General features: G+C 62.3%; 16 protein-coding genes and 6 pseudogenes. 9 read left to right on the top strand and 13 right to left on the bottom strand.

Annotated features, from left to right (window positions below):
* The 3 genes from JCM25143_RS10115 to JCM25143_RS10105 all read right to left on the bottom strand — a co-directional run.
* On the bottom strand, positions 1 to 624 hold a 624-nt coding region (locus JCM25143_RS10115), incomplete at its 3' end, for a methyltransferase (protein ID WP_025861048.1).
* The gene (locus tag JCM25143_RS10110) at positions 621 to 1,310 is read right to left on the bottom strand and encodes an alpha/beta fold hydrolase (RefSeq protein ID WP_025861047.1); all 690 of its coding nucleotides are present in this window, start codon (positions 1,308 to 1,310) and stop codon (positions 621 to 623) included. The genes JCM25143_RS10110 and JCM25143_RS10115, both read right to left, overlap by 4 nt.
* Positions 1,303 to 2,493, bottom strand: a complete 1,191-nt coding sequence (locus JCM25143_RS10105; RefSeq protein ID WP_025861046.1) for an aminotransferase class I/II-fold pyridoxal phosphate-dependent enzyme — start codon at positions 2,491 to 2,493, stop codon at positions 1,303 to 1,305. The genes JCM25143_RS10110 and JCM25143_RS10105 overlap by 8 nt, the downstream gene beginning before the upstream one ends.
* Positions 2,494 to 2,551: 58 nt before the next feature.
* Here JCM25143_RS10105 and JCM25143_RS18640 point away from each other — a divergent pair.
* Positions 2,552 to 3,855: pseudogene (locus tag JCM25143_RS18640) on the top strand (adenosylmethionine--8-amino-7-oxononanoate transaminase).
* 24 nt (positions 3,856 to 3,879) lie between these two features.
* On the opposite strand, the gene JCM25143_RS10095 reads toward JCM25143_RS18640, so the two are convergent.
* The 6 genes and pseudogenes from JCM25143_RS10095 to JCM25143_RS10070 form a co-directional block, all read right to left on the bottom strand.
* A complete protein-coding gene (locus JCM25143_RS10095; RefSeq protein WP_035370954.1) occupies positions 3,880 to 4,347 on the bottom strand; it encodes a molybdenum cofactor biosynthesis protein MoaE in 468 nt (155 codons plus the stop codon).
* Positions 4,348 to 4,351: 4 nt separating this feature from the next.
* Positions 4,352 to 4,642 carry a MoaD/ThiS family protein gene (locus JCM25143_RS10090; protein WP_051543207.1) on the bottom strand — a complete coding sequence of 97 codons (291 nt, stop codon included), beginning with the start codon at positions 4,640 to 4,642 and terminating at the stop codon, positions 4,352 to 4,354.
* Between the two features lie 33 nt (positions 4,643 to 4,675).
* On the bottom strand, positions 4,676 to 5,290 hold the full coding sequence (locus tag JCM25143_RS10085) for a hypothetical protein (protein WP_025861043.1): 615 nt from the start codon (positions 5,288 to 5,290) through the stop codon (positions 4,676 to 4,678).
* 9 nt (positions 5,291 to 5,299) lie between these two features.
* Positions 5,300 to 5,869, bottom strand: coding sequence for a CDP-diacylglycerol--glycerol-3-phosphate 3-phosphatidyltransferase (pgsA, locus tag JCM25143_RS10080; protein ID WP_025861041.1), 570 nt, complete (start codon positions 5,867 to 5,869; stop codon positions 5,300 to 5,302).
* 90 nt (positions 5,870 to 5,959) lie between these two features.
* Positions 5,960 to 7,919 (bottom strand): annotated as a pseudogene (uvrC, locus tag JCM25143_RS18635) (excinuclease ABC subunit UvrC).
* 243 nt (positions 7,920 to 8,162) lie between these two features.
* Complete coding sequence (locus tag JCM25143_RS10070) at positions 8,163 to 9,251, bottom strand: dipeptidase (RefSeq protein ID WP_025861040.1); 1,089 nt, start codon at positions 9,249 to 9,251, stop codon at positions 8,163 to 8,165.
* A 113-nt stretch (positions 9,252 to 9,364) separates the two neighbouring features.
* On the opposite strand from JCM25143_RS10070, the gene JCM25143_RS10065 reads away from it, so the two are divergent.
* Complete coding sequence (locus tag JCM25143_RS10065; protein WP_035370948.1) at positions 9,365 to 10,162, top strand: exodeoxyribonuclease III; 798 nt, start codon at positions 9,365 to 9,367, stop codon at positions 10,160 to 10,162.
* Between the two features lie 47 nt (positions 10,163 to 10,209).
* Here JCM25143_RS10065 and JCM25143_RS24010 read toward each other — a convergent pair whose 3' ends face one another.
* From JCM25143_RS24010 to JCM25143_RS18625, 4 genes and pseudogenes are all read right to left on the bottom strand, one after another.
* On the bottom strand, positions 10,210 to 11,712 hold the full coding sequence (locus tag JCM25143_RS24010; protein WP_234395170.1) for a translocation/assembly module TamB domain-containing protein: 1,503 nt from the start codon (positions 11,710 to 11,712) through the stop codon (positions 10,210 to 10,212).
* A gap of 17 nt (positions 11,713 to 11,729) precedes the next feature.
* Positions 11,730 to 12,251: a hypothetical protein gene (locus JCM25143_RS24005; RefSeq protein ID WP_234395169.1), complete on the bottom strand. Its 522-nt coding sequence runs from the start codon at positions 12,249 to 12,251 to the stop codon at positions 11,730 to 11,732.
* On the bottom strand, positions 12,194 to 14,479 hold the full coding sequence (locus JCM25143_RS24000) for a translocation/assembly module TamB domain-containing protein (RefSeq protein WP_234395168.1): 2,286 nt from the start codon (positions 14,477 to 14,479) through the stop codon (positions 12,194 to 12,196). Before JCM25143_RS24000 ends, JCM25143_RS24005 begins: the two co-directional genes overlap by 58 nt.
* Positions 14,479 to 16,425, bottom strand: a pseudogene (locus JCM25143_RS18625) (autotransporter assembly complex protein TamA). The gene JCM25143_RS24000 and the pseudogene JCM25143_RS18625 overlap by 1 nt, the downstream one beginning before the upstream one ends.
* Before the next feature lie 343 nt (positions 16,426 to 16,768).
* On the opposite strand from JCM25143_RS18625, the pseudogene JCM25143_RS18620 reads away from it, so the two are divergent.
* The 7 genes and pseudogenes from JCM25143_RS18620 to JCM25143_RS10015 form a co-directional block, all read left to right on the top strand.
* A pseudogene (locus JCM25143_RS18620) lies at positions 16,769 to 17,857 on the top strand (lysophospholipid acyltransferase family protein).
* A 172-nt stretch (positions 17,858 to 18,029) separates the two neighbouring features.
* A complete protein-coding gene (gene miaB / locus JCM25143_RS10040; protein WP_025861038.1) occupies positions 18,030 to 19,448 on the top strand; it encodes a tRNA (N6-isopentenyl adenosine(37)-C2)-methylthiotransferase MiaB in 1,419 nt (472 codons plus the stop codon).
* A complete protein-coding gene (locus JCM25143_RS10035; RefSeq protein ID WP_025861037.1) occupies positions 19,445 to 20,542 on the top strand; it encodes a PhoH family protein in 1,098 nt (365 codons plus the stop codon). Before miaB ends, JCM25143_RS10035 begins: the two co-directional genes overlap by 4 nt.
* Positions 20,526 to 21,080 (top strand): rRNA maturation RNase YbeY, encoded by a 555-nt coding sequence (gene ybeY, locus JCM25143_RS10030; protein ID WP_025861036.1) that lies wholly within the window; start codon positions 20,526 to 20,528, stop codon positions 21,078 to 21,080. The genes JCM25143_RS10035 and ybeY overlap by 17 nt, the downstream gene beginning before the upstream one ends.
* Entirely contained in the window at positions 21,077 to 22,009 is a 933-nt protein-coding gene (locus JCM25143_RS10025; RefSeq protein ID WP_025861035.1) for a hemolysin family protein, read from the top strand. The genes ybeY and JCM25143_RS10025 overlap by 4 nt, the downstream gene beginning before the upstream one ends.
* Positions 22,010 to 22,126: 117 nt before the next feature.
* A pseudogene (locus JCM25143_RS25410) lies at positions 22,127 to 22,761 on the top strand (thioredoxin domain-containing protein).
* A 38-nt stretch (positions 22,762 to 22,799) separates the two neighbouring features.
* Positions 22,800 to 23,578: pseudogene (locus JCM25143_RS10015) on the top strand (AAA family ATPase); the annotation flags it as partial.

Raw genomic sequence — 23,578 nt, 5'->3', positions numbered from 1 at the left:
CTGCACACAGCGCTCAGCCCGCCATGCGCCCTGACAAGGATACGGCACCCAACGGGCCAATGCCACCATATCCGGGTAAGCAGGCGTTGCGGGCCTCTGCCCTTCCTGCTCACAGGCTGTCTGCCACTCGGCAAACGTGCCCGCACGCAGGGTCGAAACCGCCAGCACGCCACCGGGTGCCAACAGGCCCGCCAGCCGGTTCAGGGCTTCAGCCGGGTTATCCAGCCATTGCAGCACCAGATTGCCGCAAATGACATCAAACGGGCCGCCGATATCCGGCCTGGCGGCGTCCATCAGCCGGACATCCACGCGCGCGCCCAGCCGGGCCCTGACACGCTCAAGCATCTGCGGGGCATAATCCGTCGCCAGAATATGGGCCTGCGGCCACAGGCCACAGAGCTGCGCACTCAAAAAGCCGGTTCCACAGCCAATTTCCAGCACGCGCAAAGGTGTATGCGCCCGCTCGGTCATAGCGTGCGCCAGATCGCCCGCCAGAGTGCGCGCCGCCACCCGCTGGAGTGTTGCAGCCCCGTCATAACCCTGCGCGCCATCAAAACGGTCGCGGATATGCGCCTGCCGTAGCGTAGCGGGCTGCGGTATTTCTCCTGTCAAGGAACCGGTCATAACGGCATCTCCCGCATTGTCTGGCGGCACCGCTCCACAAAAGCAGCGCAGGTGTCCGGGTCGGTCTGTGGCAGCAGGTGCCCCCCTTTTTTTGCCCAGAGGGGATCAAGCGTTGGCGGTAGGGACGCCACGGTCATGGCCTGAGGCACGATAGGGTCTTCCTGCCCGGCCAGCACGGCCACACGCCCCTGCATACCTGCCAGCGAGGTGCGGGCATCGCCCTCGCGCAAAAGAGCCAGCCCTGCGGTGAGAGCAGGCACATCCAGCGCCATTTCCTCGGCTAGAGGCGCAGCGCCACAACGCGCGCGAAAATCGTTCACAACGGTCAGGGGAGCCCTGTCCAGCCCCTGTATCATACGCCCCAGCACGCGCGGTGCCACACCGGCGGAAAAATCAGGCCGTGCTGCAAAGCACCCAAAAGCATTGATCCCGGCCAGAAAGCTGCCTTCCGGTAAGCTCACCTGACTGGCCAGCCACAAAAAGCCCAGTGAATGTCCTACGGCCAGCACAGGCCCACCCGCCTGACAGAACGCCGCCAGCGATGTCGGGTCTACCCCCTGCCCGCCGCCGAAAAAGCCTAAATCGGCCACGACGACATCGGACCAACCCAGCCTTTCGCGCAGCGGGGCCCAGAACGCAGGTCCAAAACCCCAGCCATGAACCAGCACCACACGGGGGTCAGTCATGAGGCAGGCTCCGGCTGGCTTGTATAATGGCTGTAGCCAGCGCTTCCACCTGCTCATGGGTATGGTGAGCATGCAGCACCACGCGCAGGCGACAGGCACCCGGCGGCACCGTGGGCGGGCGAATGGCTACAGCCAGAAAACCAGCCTGTTCGACCGCACGGGCAAGAGCCAGGGCATCCTGTTCGCGCCCGACAATAACCGGCACGATCTGCGTGGAAGACGGGCCGACATCCAGCCCCTGTTCGGTCATGCGCTGGCGAAACAGGTCTGCCAGTTCAGCCACATGAGCACGGGAGTTGTCCATGCCCGGCAGTAGGTCCAGCGCTGCATCCACCGCCCCCAGCACCAGAGGTGACGGTGCAGTGGAAAACACAAACCCCGAGGCCGCGTTTTCCAGCCAGCGGCACACAGCATCCGAGGCCGCTACAAACGCCCCCATACTGCCCAGCCCCTTGCTGAAAGTGCCCACGACCAGATCTGCCCGCCCGGCCACAAGCCCCTTGCCCTGTGCCCCCAGAATACCCGTGGCATGCGCCTCATCCACACACAGGAACGCATTATACTGGCGGGCAAGGGCATGCAGCGTTTCCAGATCGGCACGGTCGCCATCCATGCTGAACACGCTTTCCGTCAGGATCAGCCGCAGGCCCGGCCCTTCGGCCTGTTCCAGCACGGCGCGCAGATGCTCCATATCGTTATGACGGAACCTGACCGGCCTGATACCCGCAGCCGCACAGCCCTGATACAGGCTGGCATGCATGAGCCTGTCTGCCAGAACCGTGGCCGGAGCCCCCGTCACCTGCCGCGACAAGCTGGCAAGAGCAGGCACTATGGATGCGTTAGCCTGCCAGCCGGAAGAAAAAATACGCGCAGCCTGCATGCCCTTGAGCGCTGCCAGCCTGTTTTCCAGCCCACGGGTGGCGGGCATGGAGCCTGTAACCAGCCGCGATGCCCCGCTGCCGCTACCAAAAAGCCGCCCCCACTCCGCCCCGCGTTCAGCCAGCAGAGGGTGCGTGCGCAGGCCCAGATAGTCGTTGGAGGAAAAATCCACCGCGCTCGCACCATCGGCACCCTGCCGCAGGAACGCACCCCCCTCGGCACGCCAGTCCCGGCACGACCGTAGACGGCCCTGCCCGGCGAGAGTATCCAGCCCTTTAAGAAACAGATCATCAAACCGCATCATGACACGACTTGGTGCCGGAGCGCGCGCCTTCGGTCAATCTTCCAGCAAGGACACGCGCATGAATACCGCTTCTTCCAACGCTCACGCGGCCCATGCCCCCCTGACACCGGCCCCCGCATGGTACGAGCAGGGCCTGCCCCATATCTGGCTACCCTACAGCCAGATGCAGACCGCCCCGCCGCCCCTGCCCTGCGTTGCCACACAGGGTAGCCGCATAACGCTGGCGGATGGCCGCACGCTGGTCGATGGCGTGGCCGCTTGGTGGACAGCGTGCCACGGCTACAACCACCCGCATATTCATGCAGCAGCCGCCGAACAACTTGCGCGCATGCCCCATGTCATGTTCGGCGGCATGGTGCATGAACCCGCCCTGCGCCTCGCCAGCCGCCTATGCGCCTGCTGCCGGGTGACCTCGAACGGGTTTTCTTTACCGATTCCGGCTCGGTAGCGGTTGAGGTGGCCATGAAAATGGCCATCCAGTACAGGCTGAACCGGGGCGAGCAGACCCGCACGAAAATGCTGGCGTTTCAGGGCGGCTACCATGGGGACACGCTGGCCACCATGGCAATCTGTGACCCCGAGGAAGGCATGCACCACCTCTATGGCGCGGCACTGGCGCAGCATGTCATCGCCCCCCTGCCGGTGGATGAAGCCAGCACTGCACGTTTTTACAGCCTGCTGGAACAGCATGCCCATGAACTCGCAGCCATTATCGTCGAGCCTCTGGTGCAGGGTGCTGGGGGCATGCTGTTCCACCCCCCGCATGTCTTGCAGACCCTGCGTGCAGCAGCCGACCGCTACGATGTCCTGCTGATTCTTGATGAAATTTTTACCGGATTCGGCCGCACGGGCAGCCTGTTCGCCTGCCAGCAGGCGGGGATTGTGCCTGACATCATCACACTTTCAAAAGCGCTGACAGGCGGCACCATGGCGCTGGCCGCCACCATTGCGCGGCATCATGTGTTCGAGGCTTTCCTGTCAGACAACCCCGAACACGCGCTCATGCACGGCCCGACCTTTATGGCCAACCCGCTAGCCTGCGCCTGCGCCAATGCCTCGCTCGACCTGTTCGAGAGCGAGCCCCGGCTTGAACAGGTTGCGGGCATCAATGCCATTCTGACCGAAGAACTGGAAGCCTGTCGCCACCTGCCCGGCGTGCGCGATGTCCGCACGCTCGGGGCCATTGGCGTGGTGGAACTGGAGCGCATTACCAACCCTGACAGCCTGCGCCAGACCTTTATCGCCCATGGAGCATGGGTGCGACCGTTCCGCAATATCGTCTATCTCACCCCCGCCTTCACCATCAGTGAAGACGAACTGCGGCACCTTACACGCACAATCCGCACGGTTCTGGGGGACTAAAAACCTTCCCGGCCCCGCAGTGCTTCAGGGGGAATCCCAAGCACTGGCGGCGGCGTCATCTTCCGCGCGGGCCTGCACCCATGTCGTGCTGCCGCCCGCGTATTCTTCCTTCTTCCAGAAGGGTGCCCCTGTCTTCAGCCGGTCTATCAGGAAACTGGTAGCCGACAGGGCTGTGCCGCGATGGGCCGCACAGGCCCCCACAAACACGATCTGCTGGCCTACCTCCAGCCGCCCGACCCGATGGATCAGTGTGCAGCCAAGCAGGTCAAAACGCTCCATGGCCTCACCCGCCAGAGCCTGCATGACTTTTTCCGTCATGCCCGGATAATGTTCCAGCGTAAGGCTGATCAGCCCATCGCCCCCACGCACCTGCCCGATAAACAGGCTGACCCCACCTGCCAGCATGGACAGGGCTGACAGGCGCTCCATTTCCTCTGCCACATCAAACGGTGCTTCCTGCACCGCCACATGTACCGCCTGAGCCTTTGGCATCGGTTCAGCCACCAGTCATGGGCGGGAAAACCGCAACTTCATCACCCGGGCGCACCAGATCATCCATCGTGCACAAAGCGTGGTTGACCGCCACACGCAGCCGGGGTTCCTCCGCCAGTGCCGAAGCAGCCCGCGCATCCGCTGCACCCAGCCGCGCCAGCAGGGCCGATACCACCAGACCTTCGGGCGGAATGGCCAGTTCCTGCGTCTCGCGCCCGATCCGCTCACGCAAGGCGGCAAAATACAAAACCGTAACTGTCATGCCGGTTTTTGCACTCCCTTTAACGTCTACCATGCCCAGCCCCCTGCAATGCCATCCACCGTGCCGTCAGCCGCCACGCCCCGCACCAGCGCGAGACCTTGGCCGCGAGACCAGCTTTTCCGTCCGCACCGTGCCGTCCGGCTCTACATGGGTGATGCTGCCATCGGCGTTGGGAATATCTATAGAGGTCGCACCCATTCCGCCAGCTTTCCCCATACTGCCTGTTGCATGGGGCGCTCCATCTTCCATTCCCTGATGCCGGTCATCGATATGGAGTTCCTGCCCGTCTGGCAGCACTGCCTCCGGGGCTAAAGAGGCCGCATTGCTCCGCTCCGCCCGCGCTGCTTGGTCGCTCGGCAGAACCGATGCTTCGTCCAGCAGTGGCCTTACCGCGGAAACATCCAGCTTCATGGGGGCAGAACGCTCGGTATCCCTGCGCATGATATCGTCATGACGGATATGCCGACGGGATTCGGTATCCAGCCTTACAAGTGCCGCCTGTGCGCCCGTGGGCGGAGGCACTTTCAGGGCGCAGCCACCCAACAGCAGGACAAAGCCGCACACGCAGCCCCGTAGCCAGCATATTGGAACAGACAGGCCCGGCATTAATGCGCCTTTCCGCCCACCATCATGAAATACGGCAGAAAAATCCCATACAGGCACATGGCGGCAGAGCAGCATTGTGCGCGCTCAGCGCTCGACATGCCTCAGGCCGGTTGTCAGATAATCCCAGCCGGTAATCAGGGTCAGCACAGCCGCAATCCACAAGAGGGCCGCCCCGATAAAGGAAACCGGCAGCCACGGCACGCCAAGCACCTGCCCGGTGCCGTCCCCGGCAAGAAGAAAGCCGATAGCGGTCATCTGGAAGCCGGTTTTCCACTTGGCCAGCCGCGTAACCGGCAGGCTCGCCCGCCGCTCGGCCAGATATTCGCGCATGCCGGACACCAGAATTTCGCGGCACAGAATAACAATGGCGGGCCACAGGCTGAAATAGGGCAGCCGCATATACCCGGCCAGCACCATCAGGCACGCACCGACCAGTAGCTTGTCCGCAATGGAATCGAACATGCGGCCAAAATCCGACAACTGATGGCGTGAGCGCGCGAGCTTGCCATCAAAATAATCGGTAATCCCTGCGAGAATGAACAGAACGCACGCAGCCGCATTGGCATCAGGCGTACCCCACGCGGCCAGCCACACCACAACCGGGATGGCCGCGATACGCGAAAGCGTCAGGACATTGGGCAGATCTGTCAGCATCGAAACGGATGTTAGCGTATTTCGGCCCCTGCTGGAATGCCTGCCAGCCTCCCAATTGGCTCAAGCCGTTTTTTTTGATCAGACCGTTACCTAGCCGGGCTGCCAGTCCGGGTGGAAATGTCCGTAAATGACACGCGCCATTTCGCGGTTAATGCCCGGTGCGGCTTCAAGTTCCGCAAGGCCCGCCTGCCGCACGGTTCGCGCTGAGCCAAATGTATTGAGCAACATTTTTTTGCGTGCTGGGCCTATACCCGGAATATCGTCCAGTTCCGACGTTACCAGCGTTTTGGAACGCCCCGCCCTATGGGTGGTGATGGCGAAACGGTGCGCCTCATCACGCAGGCGCTGGAGATAGTACAGCACTGGGTCGCGCGCATCGAGCTGGAAGGGCGCGCCATCGCCCGTGTAAAACCACTCGCGCCCGGCATCGCGGTCCGGTCCCTTGGCAATACCAACCAGCTTCACCCCCGTAACGCCCAGTTCATCCAGCACCGCACGCACGGCGGAATACTGCCCGGCACCGCCGTCGATCAGCAGCACATCGGGCCAGTTGCTCGTATCCCCGGCCTCGGCCTCTTTGAGTGCCCGGCCAAAGCGACGCTCCAGCACCTCACGCATCATGCCAAAATCATCGCCCGGTGTGACCGGGCCACGGATACGGAACTTGCGGTAAGCCTTGCGGTCAAACCCCTCCGGCCCGCCCACAATCATGACCCCATAGGCATGAGCGCCCTGAATATGGCTGTTATCGTAAACCTCGATCCGGCCGGGGGGCGCATCCAGCCCGAACAGGGTTGCAACGCCTTCCAGCAGACGGGCCTGCCCGGCTGTTTCCGCCAGCCTGCGTTTGAGCGCATCGCGGGCATTGGTGACGGCATGATCCAGCACCTGCTTTTTTTCACCGCGCTGCGGGCAGGTTATCTCCACCTTGCGGCCACGACGCAGGGACAGCGCCTCGGCCAGAAGGGCCTGCTCGGGCAGATCGGCATTGACCAGTATGCGGGCCGGACAGGGTTTGTCGTCATAAAACTGGGCGATGAAGGCACTCAGAATATCGCCCGCAGCCTCATCCTGCGTATGGGCAGGAAAGAACGAGCGACTACCGTTGTTACGTCCACCACGAATGAAAAACACCTGAATACAGGTCTGCCCGCCTTCCTGCCACAACCCCAGCACATCCGCCTCAGGCAAGGAGGCGGGATTGATGGTGCTGGACTCCTGCATTTGCGCCAGAGCGCGAATACGGTCACGCAGTAAGGCAGCTCTTTCAAAATCAAGGGCTTCGGCGGCTTTGTTCATTTCATGCCCCAGCGTTTCACGCAGCACCGTCCTTGCCGGACAGGAAATCACGCGCCTGCTCCACAAGCAGCGCGTAGTCCTGTGGTGCTATCCGGTCCACGCAAGGGGCGGAGCAACGCTTGATCTGGTACAGCAGGCACGGCCTGCTCCGGCTGTTGAACACCGCATCGGTGCAGGAGCGGAGCAGAAACACCCGCTGGATCAGATTCAGGGTCTGGTTAACCGCCCATGCGGAGGCAAATGGCCCCCAGAGCGACGCCCCTTTGACGGCCTTGCCCCGGTGCTTGGCAATTTGCGGAAATGGATGTTCATCCGTCAGCATCAGCCACGGGTAGCTTTTGTCGTCCCGCAGCAGGATGTTGAAGCGCGGCTTCATGCGCTTGATGTAATTGGCCTCAAGCAGCAGGGCTTCGGCCTCGGTATGGGTGGTGACGATTTCCATCGTAACCGTTTCCGACACCATTCTGCGCAGCCGCTCAGGCAGGCGCGCCACATGGGTGTACGATGTCACCCGTTTGCGTAGCGACAAGGCCTTGCCCACGTACAGCACCTCGCCCCGCGCGCCCAGCATGCGGTAGACACCCGGCGCATACGGCATGGTGCGCAGGGCGTGGCGTATGGCCTCGACTCCTTTCAAGCCCTCTGGCTGCTCCTGTATCTCATTCCCGCTTTGCGGGCCGCTGCCCCCCGGCTGGGTATCGGACACGCTGGGGGTTTCAGAGGCACCATTTTCGGTTTTCTGTGCTGTCATAAGGCGCTCTTTTGAGGCGGCAATTTTCATCCACCGTTTTTGTGGATAACTCTGTGGAACAGATGGGCCGGACAGACTGCAAGCCGCAGATTTTCGGCCTTTCCATCAGAATGCCCATTTTTTAAGCATGAACAACAAGCGTTTGATTCAGAAGGTTTTTATCAAAAAAGCCTTTCTTACCACACCATGCAGTTCGGAGAATTTGTTTAAAATAGAGGCTGTCAAGAGAGAAGTGGACAATTTTTATGCCTCCCCCACACCTTCCATAATCACCCTTTGTTCCACCGCCGCCTGCTCGGCCTGTTCCAGCAGGCGCAGGAAATTGCCGCCCCAGAACGCCGCGATTTCGCTCCGGTCATAACCGCGCCGGTGCAGTTCTTCCGTCAGCAGTACGCCCTGTGTGGCGTCGCGCCAGTCCGACAGGGCACCGCCGCCGTCGAAATCGGAAGAAATACCCACATGCTCGACACCCAGCCGCCGCACCACGTAATCGATATGGTCGACAAAATCGGCAACACCCGCCGTACGTCGTCCCTCCTCGGGTTTGGGGCGCAAAAACGCAGGCATGGCGGTAATCTGGATAACACCACCGCTCGCGCCCAGCGCATCTAGCTGCCCGTCATCAAGGTTGCGCGGGTGGTCGCACAGGCTGCGCACGCAGGAATGGCTGGCCACGATCGGCGTGGCCGAGACTTCAACCGCCTGCATCATGGTCTGGCGAGAGGCATGCGAGACATCCACCACCAGCCCAAGCCGGTTCATGACACCGATAGTCTCGCGCCCCAGAGCCGACAGCCCACCATGCCGCTGGGGCGTATCACCCAGACTAGGCCGATGGATAGCCGCATCCGCCAGAGCATTATGGCCGTTATGCGTCAGGGTGACATAGCGCGCCCCGCGCTGGCGGAACTGCTCCAGCAACGCCGTATCTTCGCCCATGCTGTAGCCGTTTTCCACCGCCGCCACGACGGCAATCACCCCTTGGGCATGGGCTGCGCGAATCTCGGCCGCCGTATCGCACCGGCGAGCCGTGACACCATTGCGGCTGCCCTGCATGCGGTTGATGGTATCGAGCATGTCCAGACATTGCTGTCCGGCCTGTGCATGGGCTTCCGCCGTGACAGGCCCCTGCCCGATATAGGCTACGAAACAGCCCGCCGACATGCCGCCGCGCTGCATTTTGGGCAGGTCCACATGCCGGTCTGGCGTATCATCAAACGCATCGTCACGGTCGGGCCATGGAATGTCTATGTGGCTGTCCAGCGTCAGAATGGAACGATGCAGCGCCCAGATTTCCGGCGCGGGCGAAGGCTGTGTGTCGTGTGCGGTCATGCTCATGAGAATGGCCTCACCGGCCGGAATTGCAAGAGGCCGCACGCATAATCGCCCCCTAGTCACGCTGCTTTTTTCTTGCTCCGCACGCCACAATACGCCATGCCCCAGCCATGCGACTTGTCACCTGGAACATCAACTCCCTCCGCCTGCGCCTGCCCCTGCTGGAAAAGCTGGTAGCCGACATCGCCCCCGATGTGGTCTGCCTGCAGGAAACCAAGGTGCCGGACCCTCTTTTTCCCGCCGAGGCCCTGCGCGCGCTGGGTTTCGAGCACCTGCACTATCAGGGTATGAAGGGTTATAACGGCGTGGCCATTCTCTCGCGCCACCCGCTTGAGCCTCTGAACAACCTGCCGGTGTGGTATGAAAAGGAAGACTGCCGCCATATCGCAGCCCGCGTGCATGGCCCGCAGGGCAGCGTAGAGTTGCATGATTTCTATGTACCCGCCGGGGGTGATGAACCCGACCCCGCCATCAACCCCAAATTCGCCCATAAGCTGGCATTTGTGGAAGAGGCAACACGGTGGTTTGCCCAGCGTGAGAACAACCGCACCATTCTGGTGGGCGATCTCAATATCGCTCCGCTGGAACATGACGTGTGGAGCCACAAGCAACTGCTGAAGATCGTCAGCCATACGCCTGTGGAAACCGCAGGCCTGGAAAGCTGGCGCCAGACGGCGTTTGTGGACGCCATGCGCCACTTTGTCCCGCCTGAGGAAAAGCTCTATACGTGGTGGTCCTACCGCAACCGCGACTGGAAAAAATCGGATCGGGGCCGCAGGCTCGACCATATCTGGGTCACACCTGACCTTGTGCCCGAACTCTCCGCCATGCGCGTATTACGCGATATGCGTGACTGGAATTCCCCTTCGGATCATGTGCCGGTTGTCATGGATCTAGCGGCCCCCTGACAGGGCGGGTCTTTTCCTTCAGCCTCAGGCGCTAAGCGCCGCTACAATCAGTAGCGGTGCTGCCAAAGAATACCCACGCTGCTGCCGGGATCGTTTTCCGGGGTGGTAAAGCCGGTCACGTTACCGCCAGTGCCGACGGTGGTATTGAGCTTGAGGCTCTTGGTCAGGTCCACCTGAACCTGTGCCTGTGTGCCGGAGCCCGATGTGGCCTGCTTAGCCCCCACGTAAACCCCTTTCATGACATATTTGCCGGCTTCCACACTGGCACCGCCACCGCTGCCATTAGCGTTGGAACCATTGCCCCCGCCAATGGTCAGCCTGTCCAGATGCAGGGTCTTGCGGAGCGTTCCCATGGGGTCGAAAGGGGTCAACCCGGTCAGTGTGGCCACCGCCGCACCGAGTTCCACCATCTGGGTCGATGACAGGGAGCGTGCGTCCGTGCCGAACAGCAGCATGGCCAGAACCTGGTCCTGTGGCTGCGGCGGTAGGGATTCGAAGGTGATCTTGGGCGAACTGGCATATCCCCCCACCTTGAGCATGGCCGTTTCGCCATTGACGACACGATCCGCCTGAAAATCGAGCGTTGGGTCAAGCTTGTGGCCAACCCCACTCCCGTTGAACGCCACCCGCCCCTTGGTGAAGTTGAGCGAAATACCCGCCAGATTGAAGTTACCCCGCTTGAGGGTAAAGCCCCCACCTACCTGCGGGGCCTGTGCCGTGCCGGTGATTTTCAGACGGCCCGCCATTTCCGCATCCAGCCCGTGGCCACGCACGAAAAAACGCCCCGGTGAGATCAAATCGAGCGACAGCGCTATCACGGTTTTATGCACGCTGGCGGCCCGAGCTTCTTCCTCCTGCTCGGGCTTTTCCCCCGGCCGGATTACATCAAGCCGCGCAACAGAGGTTGGCAGGGAGTTGGGGATGTTCACTTCAACATCCTTGAGGGTCACGCTACCCACCACATCCATACGGCCCCGCGCCTGCCCGCGCACGCTCAGATCGGCATCAAGCACGGCGGTCAGCAGGTCACTGGCTATGGGGCGTGCATTACGGGCCATCAGTTTCATGTCTATAGGCAGGCCGGGTTCCGCAATGCCTATGGCCCCGCTGGCCTCCACCGTGCCAGACCCCGCTTTGGCCGTGAGGGACTGGATAACCAACCGCCCTTCGTTACCAACCAGACGCCCGTTAATATCCGACAGATGCACCCCGGCGGCGAAATCCTGAAAATCCGCCTTCTCCAGCGTTACGGCACCGCTCACACGCGGGGTTGCCAGACTACCCTGCAAGCGCAGCCCCATGCGCGCCTGTCCCAAGGCCTGCCGCCCCTGCGCGCCCAGCACACCATTGGCCAAGCTCAGGTCCAGCGCACCATCGGCCATCACATCAAGCCCCGAGCGCCCATGCAGGGGCACCGTGCCTGTGGTGCTCAGGTCAAACTTGCTACCCGCATGGGCATGCCCGCGCACCGAGGCGGTATTACCATTCAGGGTCGCATTCAGGGTCAGCCCCAGAGGTGGCACCGAGGCCACAGCCAGACTACCCCCCATGCGCAGGCCATTGCCGGTCAGGTTAACCTGACCATGCGGCTGAGCCAGTGTGCCCGTAAGGCTGCGGAGGCCGAGACCACACCCTGTGCCCTCAACCCCGGCGAGAACGGCTCCGCCAGCGCGGGTGTCAGATTCCGTAGGTCAGCATTCAGGGTCAGCGTGGGTTTGATATGCCCTTTGATATCCAGCACCGCATTTTCACCCCCCGTTACAGCCCCGAGCGTGGCGCGCAGGTGATCAACCCCCATGGTTGCACCATAGGTCAGCACCGCAGGCCCCTGCAGCTTCAGGTTTTCGCCTCTGGCGGTGGCGTTCAGCCGCCTGAGTGTCACCTTCTGATCCGGCACATCCAGCAGAGCCTCAGTAGCCAGAGACAGGGGTTTGCCCCCCCAACTGGCAGGGCCCACACCGGCATCCAGCACCATGGCATCCAGCGGCCCACGCGCGCCCAGATGCGCACTGCCCGTAATGCCCTGCGCTGCTATGCCGCCAAGCTTGAGCGACAGGTCAACAGCCGGTTTGCCTGCCGGGTCGCGCACATCCCCCTTGAGGCAAGGCTGTCCAGCCGCATATCGGCCAGACTGGCGCGCCCATCCAGCCGGGCATGAACCACCGGCACATCGCCCGTTCTGTCGGTGCTGAGGCTGGCTGTCAGGTTACCCGCCAGCGGCTTGCCTATAGCCGGGCGCAAATCGGCCAGTTTGGTTATCTTGAGACCAAGTGACCCCATGGGAATCACCTCGCCCGGTTTCAGGCTCAGTTCACCCTCACCTTGCAGGCTTTTCCATGAAAGCGCGGTCAGGTTGAAACGGTGCGCACCGTCCTCCTGCTGGTCCATGGTCAGCCCGAAGGTCAGGGGCGCATGATCCATGGTTCCATGCAGGTCCACCGTGCCTTGCGGCACACCCGGCAGATCGCGCAGCGCTGCATCCAGCACCATCGGGGCTGGGGTCATTTCCGCCGTGCCGGGGTTGCCCTGTACATGCACATGGGCCGCAAAATCCTTCAGCGGTCCCTGCGCTGTCAGCCCCACATCTAGTCCACCGCGCAGGAAGGGCAGCGCCATCGACAGGTCTGGCAGCCCGACCGAGGCCGATACATCCATATCCCGCCCGGTATCCATCCGGCCCTGCGTTTTCAGGTGCAGTCCGCGCCCGTCCAGCGTCAGGCTTTGTAATTCTATCCGTTGGCTGGCTGGCAGGGGCTGTGGTTTTTTTTGCGCGGGCAACGGCGTGATATCCGCCGCAAGGGCAAACTGACCATCCGGCCCGATCAGCCCAGCCAGTTGCGGTTGCCCCCCGGCAATACCCAGCGTGCCGGAGGCCGTAACCTGTGTTGCACCATCCGCCTTCGCGGGGCGGGCCACATGGGCCTCCAGCCCGGCCTTACCCCTGAGGGCAATACCCAGCGCCTCGCCCAAGGGCAGCAGATCAGGCAGTTTGAGTGTAAGCGCTGCTGTCTGCGGAGCGGCTGTGCGTGCCTGCGCTGCCAGTTCCAGCAGCGGGTGGTTCAGGCTCAGGCTCAGGGGTTTGCCCTCAGCCTGAGGCAACAGCCGGGCATCGAGTTCCAGCGGGGCGGCGGCCAGAACGAGCGGGGCCTTGCCGGGCACGGTCACGCCATCGGCCTTTACGCTCAGGTGTAAAGCCTGCGCCAGAGCCTGCGCTGCCGTGCCTTCTCCCGTAAAATGCGCCTGTAAGGTGCCAATGCTACTCCCGGCAGCCACCAACCTGTCCACGCTCAGTTCAGCATTGCCAAGCGGTGCGCTCATCATCCCGCTGAGATGGGCCGAAAACGCTATGTCTTTCCAGCCCAGCGTATCGGATAGGGTAAGAGCGGGCGCGTGAGCCTGCGCATCCAGCCGGTTCATGCGCCCGTCTACCAGATCAAGCACACCATCTGTCTGGGCGGTTGTGCTGCCCGCCTGTGCGCTCACATGCAGCACCGCTGCAGCAACCGGCCCGGCAAGGTCCATCTGCAACGCAACAGGGGCAAGCTGCGCCATATCCAGACGGGTGGCCAGAAAACCATCCACTCCATCCTGCGCCTTCAGGTGCAGTTCCAGCCTGCCGCGCCCCGCCGTGGTGGCAAGTGAAAGCATACCCGCACGGTCAAGCCGCTTGAGGTCCAGACCGATATCAACACCGGGAATTTTGGTCAGGCTGAAATTACCGACCACAACCCCCAGCGCACCCAGACGCCCATGCCCGGACAGGCTCAATTGGGCCGCCTGCCCCATGACTGGCGCCCCAAGCGTGATCTGCCTGACCGACAGCTTGCGAATATCGACCCCCAGCGCATGCCATGAGGGTGTGCCGGTTTCCGGTTCGCTCTTGCTCTCTTCCGAAACCGGCAGGCGCGTCAGATCGAGCGTATCCGCTGTAAACGCGTTAACGCGCGCCGTCCGCCCCAGCAGCGCCAGCACCGACCAGTCCAGATGCAGGTCGCGCAGGGTCAGCCATGGGCCTGTCGCATCGCGCACTTCAAGACTTTGCAGGCGGAAATTATCAGGAAAACGCCCAGAAATACCGGCAACGCGCACCATGCCGCCTGTCAGCGCCTCGGTCTGGCGTAGCAGCACCGCCCGGCCCGCGCCGGTATTGGCCCAGATGAGCAGCCCCGCCACAACCAGCAGCACAAGACCGACAAGCCCGCCAAAAACTGCCAGAACAATACGCCCCACACGCCGCCACAGGGCGCGTGGTGGCTTGTCCGGCGCGGAAGGCGGGTTGGGGTTGGTAGGAGGGGTAGCCTGTTCCTGCCCGGTCATCAGAACGCTTCCCCCAGCCCGATATACAGATCCCATTTATCGCCCTGCGGCGCGCGGTTCACAGGCACCGCCACATCCAGCCGCACAGGCCGATAGGCGTATAGTACCGCACGCCCGCACCGGTGCCGACACGCAGCGTGCCATCAAACGGCATGGAGCTTTCACCCACCTGACCGGCATCGGCAAAAAGCGCCATGCCGAAACTGTGCAAAATCCGCTGCCGGTATTCGACCGACCCTGCATCAATGGACGTGCCGCCGATGGCATAGCGGGTATTGCCATATTGTGGGCCGACCCCCTGCCAGCGATAGCCACGCACCGTAGCACTGCCCCCGGCGTACATGCGCTGGTCAGGCGGGATGTTCCAGGTGCTGGCACCCTGAATACTGCCAATGGTGCCCCTGAAAGCCAGAATACTACGCCCCGGCCGACTGATGCCCAGATGGGTCAGATCGAAATAGGTGGAGGCCGATGCGTTCATGACCGCAAAAAACGACGTACCCTCGCCTTTCGTGCCCAGTGAGAGCGAAGGCGTAACCCCCAGACTGAGCCGCATGCCATGGGTTGCAGGCTCAATCGGGTTACCCACCCTGTGTTATCAAACGTAGTGGAAACCGGCACGGACAGGATGGTGTAATCGCGGGTCACGCCAAACTGCTCGATGGATTCCTGCTCCGCCGCTAGCCCGAAATTACCGTTCCAGTTGCGCGCAAGCGGGCGGGCCACACCCCCGCGTACCAGCAGGGCTGTCTGCCGGTATGACCAGAAAAGCTGACGCAAGCTTCAATACGCGCACTCAGGTTCTGGTTGCGCTGAAGAAAATCGGGTTTCGAGAAGTCGGCATAGACATCGTAGCCCAGCCCCTGCTGCGCGGAGCCGCCAAGCCCTGTTACCAACGCTACAAGCCGCAGGCGTTCGGCATTACCCAGCAGGTTGAAATGGGTCCAGTTCACACCGGCCCGCGCGCCGAGGTCGGTTGAATAACCTGCCTCTGCCCCAACCGCGTGGCGCTTACCTTCGCGGAAGGAAAAATCCAGCGGCATGGTACCGTCTACCGCCGTAGAAGACCCATCCTTCACGCCCACGCTGGAAAACACACCCAGATCTGTCAGGTTCTGGCGGGCCTCTTCTATTTTAGAAGGCTGGTATAATTGCCCTTCCTGCACGGTCAGCCGCCGCCGGATGAAGGACGGATGCACTTTCTGCAACCCATCAAGCGAGATATTGCCGATATTGAGCATGGGCCCGGGTGTAACGGGATAGACAATATCAAGCGTGCGGGTTTCGGGGCGAAGATAGGCCGTGGGTTTTTCCACCCGTGCCAGCGCATGCCCACTTTCGCGCAGGGCGTCGAGCAGTTGTCCGCCCCCGCCCAGCACGGTCTGGGCTATGGCGGGTTGTCCGGTAACAAGGCCCAGCGCCTTCATCTGTGCAGGGGTGAGCTTTGGTGGCTGCCCGGTCTTGTCGTCCTTCAGGGTAATAAGGCCCAAATGATAGAGTGGGCCTGTGTCCACACTCACCCGCGCCTCAATTTTTTCACCCTTGGGTACATTGGCGATCCAGTTCGCCAGGTCCTGCGACTTGCCATTAATGGAGGGGCTGTTCAGCACGGCGGCATCGTCATCCGCCTGTGCGCCGGGTGCTGTGGGTTGTGCAGGAGTTGGCGTTGCCTGCCCGCCCGCTTTCGGGCGCGACAGAACAATATGCACAGTGCCATCGTAATAGCCGCAGCTTTCCAGAGCCGTACGCAAGCGGTCATATTCATCACGCACGCGGCCAGCGAGCGCAAACGGCCCTACCGCCTGCGTGGACTGTAGGGCCAGCAGATCGGACGACGCCTTGAGCGCCGTATCCAGATCTCCCTGCCCCGTACTAACAAGGTCGGTAACATAAGGCTGCGGATCAGCGGCGTTCGCTCCCGTTGCCAGCACGCCCCACAGGATCATCCCTGCCAGAACGCGATTCCCCCTGATCTTAAACCGCCCGTAAATAGCCTTGCCCCGCCCCGTCACCACACTCTGTCAATCATCTGCAATCTCGAACCTGCATGTCTCCTTACATGCCCTAAACCGCCAGTTCGCTCCATAGTTTCATAAGGGTAACGCGCTCCTTAGCGCCACACCATGACAAAAATACGCCCCTGAACATTCACTGTCTCTTCTGTGGCAATACGAGACGGATTGTCCACCGCCCCCGGTTCGCGGTATGGGAGGGCATGTTTGCGTGTTTTCACCGGATGACCGTTCGCGTCCTTTGCCCGGCAGGCACGTGTCTGGCAAAAGCAGGACCATGATCAGAACCCAGCCTGACCACTCACGCGCCCCGGCCTGCTCTTCTTCCGACCAGCCCCATGCTTCCGATCTATCCGGCATTCTGCCCGCACCCGCAAACGCCCTTAGACGGTGGATAGCGCAGGTACGTGCTGGCCTACGGCTGGGCGCACTGGTTGTATGGGTGCCGCTCTCCGTTGGGTTTGAGGCCTGCCTGCTGCCCGTGCCCGGCACGGCAAAAATCCGCTGGACGCGCGTGATCTGGGGGGTGCTGTGCAAGATACTGGGCCTGCGCATCCGTGTAATCGGCCAGCGGGCTGGCACTGTTGGCGGCCCTGCGGCACGCAAGCGGGGCGAGCGCCCGGTGATTTATATCGCCAACCACATGTCCTGGCTGGATGTACCATTCTTGGCACGCTGCTGCCCTCCGTATTCGTGGCCAAGGGCGATATCGAAAAATGGCCGGTCATGGGGCTTATCTCCAAGATCGGGCGCACGATTTTCGTCAGTCGCCAGCGCAACACCACGGGGCGTGAGCGCGATGAGATGATCTCGCGCATGAACGGTGGGGACAATCTGGTTCTCTTTCCCGAGGCACGTCCTCCGACGGCTCCCGGGTGCTGCCGTTCATGTCGCTTTTTTTGCCATCGCCAAAGCCCCGAAGCTCCGCGCCAAGGATGCGGTCGAGCTTAATACTCCCGACGACTCCAGCATGACCCCGCTGATCCAGCCGATCTCCCTTGTTTATGACCAGTTGGATGGCCTGCCGCTGTGCCGTTTCCGCCGCCCGGTTTTTTCGTGGTACGGCGATATGGATCTGGGGCCACACGTCTGGCAGCTTCTGCAATGGCGGCATGGCCGCGCCACGGTCGTGCTCCATGAACCGCTCGACCCCGATCTTTTCCCAAGCAGAAAGGCTCTGGCACAGGCGACATGGAAGGCCGTGGCCGAAGGGGCGGCCACCCTGCGCCAGCACAACCCACCCCGCGTGCTGCCCGGCCGGTTCGACCCCGCAACCCTACCTGCCGCTTTTCTGCCAGCGCATGTAAGAAAAACAAAAGCCGTACTTGACAGGCTGGCCTCCTTTTTTGCTTCAATACGCAGGTAAAGCCGGATCGCATCAGGCACTCCGGGTCTTGCACGAAAGTATGGAGGCCACGCCCTGTCAGGCATCGCACTGCTCCTTTTTCTTTCGCATGGTCACGCAACAGCGCCACACGTGAGAAAAGACGCTTGACCTGCGACGCCACTCGGTCGATTCCGTCCCCCTGCCGCACGGAATGGGCCTGCGGCACAGTGGAGCGCCTGCCATCATGACCGCACACCCCGTAAACGCACATCCGGCACGCGGCCTGCATGTCATTACATGGGGGTGCCAGATGAACGTGTACGACAGTGCGCGCATGGGCGACGTGCTGCGCCCGCTGGGATACGCCCCGGTGGATGCCGCCGATCAGGCGGACATGATCATCCTCAACACCTGCCATATCCGCGACAGAGCTGCGGAAAAGGTGTTTTCCGAACTCGGGCGCCTGCGTCTGGTCAAGGAAGCCCGCAAGGAAGCCGGGCATAGCACCATTATTGCCGTGGCTGGCTGCGTGGCGCAGGCGGAAGGTGAGGAAATTCTCGCCCGCGCGCCCTATGTCGATATCGTATTGGGGCCGCAGACCTATCACCGCCTGCCAGAAATGGTGGCCCGCGCCGCACGCGCAGGCGGCCGAGTGATCGAAACCGAGTTTCCGGCGGAACAGAAATTCGACTTCCTGCCCGAAAGCGAAGCCCCGCAGACCCCCGGCAACCTCACCGCCTTCCTGACCATTCAGGAAGGCTGCGACAAGTTCTGCTCTTTCTGTGTGGTGCCCTATACACGCGGCGCGGAAAGCAGCCGCCCCGTGGCGTCCGTGCTGGCGGAAGCCCGGCGGATGGTGGCATCCGGCGTGCGCGAGATCAGCCTGCTGGGCCAGAACGTCAACGCCTATCATGGCGAAGGCCCGGATGGTACCATCTGGGGGCTGGCACGGCTGGCCTATGTGCTGGCTGAAATCCCCGGCCTTGTGCGCATCCGCTACACCACCTCGCACCCGCGCGATATGGATGACGCCCTGATTGCGGCACATCGGGACCTGCCGCAGCTCATGCCCTTCCTGCACCTGCCCGTGCAGTCCGGGTCGGACCGGATTCTGCGCGCCATGAACCGTGGCCACACGGCAGATGAATACCGCGACCTCGTGCGCCGCCTGCGCGAAGCCCGGCCAGACCTCGCCCTGTCTTCGGACTTTATTGTCGGGCATCCGGGTGAGAGCGATGCCGATTTCGAAGCCACCATGGAACTGGTGCGCGATACGGGGTTTGCGCTGGCCTATTCCTTCAAATACTCCCCCCGTCCCGGCACGCCCGCGGCCGGTGCAGGCATGCAGGTGCCCGAGGATGTGAAGGACAGCCGCCTGCAGGCCCTCCAGCAGCTTTTGCGCCAGCAGCAGGACGCCTTCAACCAGACGATGGTTGGCCAGAGCATGCCTGTGCTGTTTACCGGCACGGGCCGCAAGCCCGGCCAGATCGCAGGACGCTCGCCCTGGCTCCAGCCAGTTCATGTGCAGGGTAGCCCCTCACTGATCGGTCAGGAGATCATGGTGCGCATTACCGAACGCCTGACCAACTCCCTTGGCGGCATTGTGGAAGAAGAAAAGGAATACGCTTGAGCCAATCGCACGCGCCGCACTCCGTACCGGAGGCACCCCTTCCCGCGATAGGCGAACAGCCTGTCACCCTTCAGTTCGACAACAACGCCCTGCTGGCCCGCCTTGTAGGCGACCATGACCGGCACCTGCGTTGTCTGGAGGAAGGACTGGATGTGGAAGTGGCGCGGCGCGGCAACCGGATTTCGATCCGGGGGGTGCCCGCCCATACCGGCCTCGCGCGGCAGGCCCTGAGCGCGCTGTACCAGAAACTGGCAGCAGGCGAGACCATCGATACCAGCACCGTGGAGGCCATCATCCGTATGTCCCGTATACACGAGAGCCGCTCCCCCGCCCCTCTGGCGCGCACCAGCGCACCGGATACCCTGCCCGAAGATGGCGACCTGCCGCAGATTCGCATGCGGCACGGCACCATCGAACCCCGCTCGCCGGGGCAGGCCATCTACATGAAAGCCCTTGCCCGCAAGGAACTCGTTTTTGGCATCGGCCCGGCGGGAACGGGCAAGACCTATCTGGCCGTGGCACAGGCCGTGGCCATGCTGCAGGCGGGCTCCATAGACCGTATCATCCTCTCCCGCCCGGCGGTGGAAGCTGGTGAGCGGCTTGGCTTCCTGCCCGGCGACATGAAAGACAAGATCGACCCCTATCTGCGCCCGCTTTACGATGCCCTGCACGACATGCTGCCGGGCGATCAGGTCATGCGCCGCATGGCCTCGGGGGATATCGAAGTCGCACCTCTGGCCTTCATGCGCGGGCGCACGCTCTCACATGCCTTCATTATTCTGGACGAAGCGCAGAACACCACCATCGCGCAGATGAAAATGTTCCTGACCCGTCTGGGCCCGGGGTCGCGCATGGTGGTCACGGGCGATCTGACACAGATCGACCTGCCCGATGGCACCACATCCGGCCTGCATGATGCGGTCGAGACGCTCGAAAACGTCAAGGGCGTTACCATCACACGTTTTGACGCAACCGATGTCGTCAGGCACAAGCTGGTCGCGCGTATTATTGAAGCTTATGATGCAAAGGCGGCGACCAGCAGGACTCCTTCCCGCAACAAGGGTCGCCAGGAGAAAAATGGAACCGCCAAGTAGCCAGGGCCATATCCACCAGATGGATATGGCATGCGGGAACGACCAGCCCCGCCCGGATTCCCTTCTGGGGGAAGAAACATTGTCCGACGGATTTGCCGCCACACCAGAAATTCTGGTGCGTGATCGCCGGTGGCGCTGCCATGTCCGCGAGCCTGAAAAGCTTGTGTGGCGCGCTCTCGCCGCCTGCGCCGATGCGGGTGGCCTGCCCGGCACGGTCGTACTGGCAACAGACCGCGAGGTGCGTGAGCTCAATGGGCGGCACCGTGGCCGCTACAAGCCCACCAACGTGCTGACATTCGACCCGCCCCCCGGTTACGAGGGGGGAGACATCATCCTCGCGCTGGAAACGGTTTTGCGCGAGGCGCGCCGCGCAGGACGGCCGGTGGCCGATCATCTGGCACATCTGGTCGTGCATGGCAGCCTGCATCTGGCCGGGTATGACCACCATCATCCGGGTGACGCGCGGGAAATGGAAATGCGCGAGGCGCGTATCCTGTCACGCCTGTCGGTGCCCAACCCGTGGAAACCCCGCTCATGAGCGAGTATGAGGGCAATGCCACGGATCGGGGCGAGCCAGCGGGACGGAAGTTTTTTTCCTTTTTCCACCGCCGCAAGCAGCCCTCCAACCTGCGCAACTCCATCGCCGCACTGGTGCAGCAGGCCGCCAACGAGGCAGACAGCGCCCAGAACGGCGAGCAGCCCGAACTGGACCGACAGGAACGCGCGCTGATCGCCAATGTGCTGCGGCTACGCAATATTTCAGCCGATGACGTGATGGTGCCGCGTGCCGATATCGTGGCCATGCCGGTTTCGATCAGTCTGGACGAGGCACTGGCCATGATGCGGCGCGAGAACCACTCGCGCATGCCTGTCTACCGCGATCAGCTTGATGACATCGTGGGCATGATCCACGTCAAGGACCTGATCGCCTATGTTGGCACCAGCGAGGCGTTCAGCCTTGAAGCCCTGCTGCGCCAGCCCCTGTTTGTTGCCCCGCAACTGCCCGTGCTGGACCTGCTGTTGCAGATGCGCCAGCGCCAGACGCACATGGCCCTTGTTATTGACGAATATGGCGGCATTGACGGTTTGGTGACGATTGAAGACCTGATCGAAACCATTGTGGGCGATATTTCCGACGAGCATGACGAGCCTGCCGCCGTCATGATCACCCCCCGTCAGGATGGCTCTTTCGATGTGGATGCCCGCTGCCCGGTGGAAGAATTCGAGCGCGATATCGGCTCCATTCTGACAGACGCGGAAAAGGAAGCCGAAATCGAGACCATTGGCGGGCTGGTGTTCCGCATGGCGGGACATGTGCCCGCCCGTGGTGAAGTGCTGACGCACGAAAACGGTTTTCTCTTTCGCGTGCTCGATGCCGATGCCCGGCATATCCGCCGGGTACGGGTGCGCCGCCTGACACCCCAGACAGAAGAAACCACTCCGCCCAGCCCTGTCTCCCCTACCTGAGACCCGGCACTAAACGCGGGCTGGCACTTCCGAAGCACGATCAATGGTTGACGTGTGGCTTTTCTGCCGTCATGGCTGTCTGCTTCGGTTGTCACCAGTCAGGAAGGCTTGGTTTCCATGTCTTTTTCACGCCGCTCTTTTCTTGTTGCCACAGGGGCCGCCCTCTCCACCGCACCCGTGTGGAATCGTACTCTCGCGGCAGCCCAGACACCCGATGCATCGGTCGATCCGCTCTTTGCCCCGCGCCAGCTAGGCAACCCCAATGCCAAGGTGGTGGTAGAGGAATGGTTCTCCCTCACCTGCATCCACTGCGCTCATTTTGCTGAAAACACGTTCCCTCAGGTTAAAACCAACCTGATCGATACGGGCAAGATCCGCTACGTGTTCCATGACTTCCCCACCGACCAGACAGCCACCATCGCCGCCATGGTTGCTCGTGCGCTGCCGGTTGACCGCTACGAGCCTTCTGCTCCTCGCTGCTGTCCAGCCTCGACCGCTGGGCCTATGACCGCGAAGCCAACCCGATGACGGAACTGAAGAAAATGGCCGCTTTCGCGGGCATGCCGGGCGATGTGTTCGACAAAACGGTAGCGGACCAGAAGCTCATGCAGTTCATTCTAGACGGGCAGAATCAGGCAGAGACCAAATACAATATCGATTCCACCCCCACCTTCCGTTTCAACGACACGCTTCAGGTCTCCAGCGCGATTTCCTACGACGAGTTCGTCAAGGATCTGGCCAAGGCTGGCTGAATACGACACGCCAGCCTCAGGCTGAATAAAGCGCGATCATGACTGTCCGTTTCGCCCGGCTCCGCATTGCTGGTTTCAAAAGCTTTGCCGACCCGGTTACCGTGGAAATCCTGCCCGGCCTGACAGGCATTGTCGGGCCGAATGGCTGTGGTAAGTCCAACGTGGTGGAAGCCCTGCGCTGGGTCATGGGCGAGTCCTCTGCCCGCTCCCTGCGTGGCGGCGAAATGGACGATCTCATTTTTGCGGGCACCGCCACCCGCCCGGCCCGCACACTGGCCGAAGTCACCATTACACTCGAAGGCACAAAGGGCTTCGGCCCGCAGAATTTTGCGGAACTGGATGAACTCCAGATCAGCCGCAGAGCCGAGCGGGGTGCAGGCAGCGACTACCGGATCAACGGCCGCTCCATCCGCGCGCGTGATGTGCAGACCCTCTTTGCTGATCTGGCCTCGGGCGCACGCTCCTCGGCTATGGTCAGTCAGGGCCGCGTGGCCATGCTGGTGGGCGCACGCCCTGAAGAACGGCGGGGTATTCTGGAAGAAGCCGCAGGCATTACCGGCCTGCACGCCCGCCGTCACGAGGCCGAACTCAAGCTGCGCGCCACGGAAAGCAACCTGACCCGTGCTGAAGACCGCCGCAAGCAACTGAGCGAAAGACTGGGCGAACTGGCCGACCAGTCGCGCGAGGCCGAGCAGTACCGCACGCTCTCCGCCGCCCTGCGTGAAGCCGAAACCGAACTGCTGGCCCTGCTGCATGCCCGCGCCGCCTAGCCGTGCAGCGCGCAGCCGATACCGTGGCACAGGCCCGTCTGGCACTG

This window comes from Acetobacter papayae JCM 25143 (assembly GCF_000613285.1).
Lineage (GTDB): Bacteria > Pseudomonadota > Alphaproteobacteria > Acetobacterales > Acetobacteraceae > Acetobacter > Acetobacter papayae.
Note: the sequence above shows the minus strand (reverse complement) of the source record. Positions and strands in the feature narration are given on the sequence as shown.

Coding starts and splice junctions, on each gene's coding strand:
- JCM25143_RS10110 (WP_025861047.1), bottom strand. CDS start 1,310: ATGACTGACCCCCGTGTGGTGCTGGTTCATGGCTGGGGTTTTGGACCT.
- JCM25143_RS10105 (WP_025861046.1), bottom strand. CDS start 2,493: ATGATGCGGTTTGATGATCTGTTTCTTAAAGGGCTGGATACTCTCGCC.
- JCM25143_RS10095 (WP_035370954.1), bottom strand. CDS start 4,347: ATGCCAAAGGCTCAGGCGGTACATGTGGCGGTGCAGGAAGCACCGTTT.
- JCM25143_RS10090 (WP_051543207.1), bottom strand. CDS start 4,642: ATGGTAGACGTTAAAGGGAGTGCAAAAACCGGCATGACAGTTACGGTT.
- JCM25143_RS10085 (WP_025861043.1), bottom strand. CDS start 5,290: ATGCTGCTCTGCCGCCATGTGCCTGTATGGGATTTTTCTGCCGTATTT.
- pgsA (WP_025861041.1), bottom strand. CDS start 5,869: ATGCTGACAGATCTGCCCAATGTCCTGACGCTTTCGCGTATCGCGGCC.
- JCM25143_RS10070 (WP_025861040.1), bottom strand. CDS start 9,251: ATGACCGCACACGACACACAGCCTTCGCCCGCGCCGGAAATCTGGGCG.
- JCM25143_RS10065 (WP_035370948.1), top strand. CDS start 9,365: ATGCGACTTGTCACCTGGAACATCAACTCCCTCCGCCTGCGCCTGCCC.
- JCM25143_RS24010 (WP_234395170.1), bottom strand. CDS start 11,712: ATGGGGGGTAGTCTGGCTGTGGCCTCGGTGCCACCTCTGGGGCTGACC.
- JCM25143_RS24000 (WP_234395168.1), bottom strand. CDS start 14,479: ATGACCGGGCAGGAACAGGCTACCCCTCCTACCAACCCCAACCCGCCT.
- miaB (WP_025861038.1), top strand. CDS start 18,030: ATGGGCCTGCGGCACAGTGGAGCGCCTGCCATCATGACCGCACACCCC.
- ybeY (WP_025861036.1), top strand. CDS start 20,526: ATGGAACCGCCAAGTAGCCAGGGCCATATCCACCAGATGGATATGGCA.
- JCM25143_RS10025 (WP_025861035.1), top strand. CDS start 21,077: ATGAGCGAGTATGAGGGCAATGCCACGGATCGGGGCGAGCCAGCGGGA.